The following is a 2,608-nucleotide window of genomic DNA, read 5'->3' on the forward strand; positions in this document are numbered from 1 at the left end:
ATAGATGCATGAGAGGACTCCCCTACGCGGGAACCCCCTCGTAGAAGCCAATCCTCCGGCCGCTCGTATTGGGGCCGCTGGCTGCATCTCACAGTCAGAGTGGTGGCCATGGCGCAGCACCGTCTCCGCCTACCCGACTTCGTGTCTCCAAGCTGTAGACGGGTGCCGGGGGAGGGCCTACTGCAGGTCTCCAGCGATTAGGGCAAAAGCTTCGGATCGACGCACGCGAGCGTGTAGCGTTTGGCCATCGCTAGATCACAAGGAGCGGGTATGGCAAACAAAAATATGAGTAGCGAGAAAAGTCGGGCCCTGGTTGAGGTAGAGGTATCGCAGCTACTAGGCCGCTTTGACCACAGGGTTCCATTTGCAGCGGACAAGAGTTTTGTAATTCTCCATGGCCCTAATGGCGTTGGCAAGACGCGGCTTCTTGAACTAATTGACGCCACCTTCTCGATGGCAATTTATCGACTTGCCCAAATCCCGTTCCGAGCCGCACTTTTCAAGTTTGAAGATGGCAGCATCCTTGAAGTAGAAAGGACTGGGCAAGAGGCAATTCCTGGGATGGGCGAAGATGAGAGCCTAGCAGGGGAAATTAGGGTAAATCTGACACAGCCTGGAGGCAGGAAGATCTCATGGGATGCTTCCGGGGCGATCGGTCGGAGCGAAGTCCCTGCCCAGATCATGAGAGTAATGGAGAGGGAACTTCCGATTCGGCGGATGGCCGTTGACAAGTGGCGCGACCTCTCTGTTGGTGATCTGGTTTCTGCTGGGGAACTGTATCATCGCTACGCGGATTTGTTGCCCCGAACTAGCGTGAATCTAGCGCCTGATGATTTGCCAACCGAAATTACTGAACTCCTCTCGGGGACCTCAATCCATCTTATCGAGACGCAGCGCTTGCTAAATTTTGAATCTGCGAGTCAGGGTCGATCTCCGCGCGAATCTGAGCGCGGTAGGCGCCCAACAGTGATCGAGTTCTCTGAGGACTTTTCACGCCTACTCGGAGAAGCTTTGGCGCTGAATTCACGTTCGTCTCAGGAGCTCGATAGGACCTTCCCCAGAAGGATTCTTTCTCAAGAATTGCCTGATTCGGAGATCACCGAGGAGCGAATTAGGGAGAGATATTCAGAGCAGAGTGAAACTCGACGACGCCTAACTGAAATTTCAGTACTAGATGCATCTGGTGAGCTTCCACTGCCGGATCGCTCGCTCGAAGACTGGGAGCGTCGAGTCCTTTGGATGTATTTGGACGACGCTCAAAAGAAGCTCAGCACATTTCGAGATCTGCTGGACCGGGTTGCTTTGCTCCGCGAGATCGTGAACTCGCGATTCCTGTATAAGAATCTAGTGTTGGACAGAGATGGGTTCCACATTGTCACGACAACTGGCAGGGAGGTGCGGCCGGATAAATTGTCATCCGGAGAGCAGCACGAGCTGGTTTTGGCATATGATCTTCTCTTCAATGCCAAGCCGAACAGCTTGGTATTGATCGACGAGCCAGAGATTTCCTTGCATGTGGTCTGGCAAAAGGAGTTCCTGAACGATATTGCAAGGATTTCTGCAATTAACTCCGCGAGGTTCATGGTCGCTACACACTCTCCTCAGATTATTAATAAGTACTGGTCGGAGACTGTTGGCTTGGAGGCTGGTTACGACAACGAGGATCTGTGGGTCTGAGCATGATGCAAGATCTTGATGGTTTCGATCTTTTTTCATACCTCCTGCTGCTGAGGTCCGGTTCGAGAGGGGGGAGATACGTGCTATGCGAAGGGGAGTCTGACTGCGCGGTGCTGGATCCCCATTTGGCAGATGATGTTGAGACGCTCCCTGGCTACGGCAAGGATTCCGTGCTGGTGGCAATCGAGCATGCGGAAAAGCAGAGTCTCAAAGGTGTCGCTGCCCTGATCGACCGAGACTGGGGAAAGGACCGGAGGCCGGTTAGTAAACTTGCTGCTCAGACTGACTACTACGACCTGGATGCCACTGTATTTTATGCTGGAAATGTGTGTGCACGGGTTGTGTCTGCATTCTGCAACCGGCAGATGGTTCGTGATTTTTTGCTGGCAAATGGATTCAGCTCTCCAATTCAGGCAGTAACGTCGCTCGGGTTTCCAATCGGAATTCTCAGGAAGCTTTCTTTCCTTCGCGGGTGGGGCTTGAGAATTTCCAGGATTCCTGTAAGTGAAATTATGGATAAGGGTTCAATTTCCGTTGACCTATCCGAGTTGTTTCGAGCCTCCTTGAAGAGGTCCAAGAAGGCGCGAGTGGTCGCCCAAGATGAAACTTGGATCATCGACGAGGTGCGTAGCCTGATGCAAGAAACAAAAGATCCAGAGGCGCATTGTTGTGGCCATGATCTCACTGCATCCTTGGCATTCCTAATGAGGACTTATTGGGGTGCTCAAATCGGCCAGGATACTCTGGAGCGGACTATGCGTAGTAGCTTTTCATGTCAGGATCTATCTTCTCGACTGTTTTATTTGAGATTGAATCAGATATTCCCGTCGACTCCCGACATATTTACCTGCTAGTTCGGGCGTGGCTGCGTGTGGGGTTGGTAGTTATCGCCCTGACTGAAGAAGGCGTCGACCTGTGCAGATTTCCCCCA

General features: G+C 52.4%; 2 protein-coding genes. Both read left to right on the plus strand.

Annotated features, from left to right (window positions below; translation table 11 throughout):
• The first annotated feature begins 270 nt into the window (after positions 1-270).
• The gene (locus ACWEMJ_RS34060) at positions 271-1,677 is read left to right on the plus strand and encodes an AAA family ATPase (RefSeq protein ID WP_452141014.1); all 1,407 of its coding nucleotides are present in this window, start codon (positions 271-273) and stop codon (positions 1,675-1,677) included.
• On the plus strand, positions 1,668-2,531 hold the full coding sequence (locus ACWEMJ_RS34065) for a hypothetical protein (protein WP_452141015.1): 864 nt from the start codon (positions 1,668-1,670) through the stop codon (positions 2,529-2,531). Before ACWEMJ_RS34060 ends, ACWEMJ_RS34065 begins: the two co-directional genes overlap by 10 nt.
• The last annotated feature ends 77 nt before the right edge of the window (positions 2,532-2,608 follow it).

It is taken from the genome of Kitasatospora sp. NPDC004531 (genome assembly GCF_053602195.1).

Excerpts from the sequence above, each read along its gene's own strand:
- ACWEMJ_RS34060 (WP_452141014.1), top strand. The coding sequence starts at position 271 with ATGGCAAACAAAAATATGAGTAGCGAGAAAAGTCGGGCCCTGGTTGAG.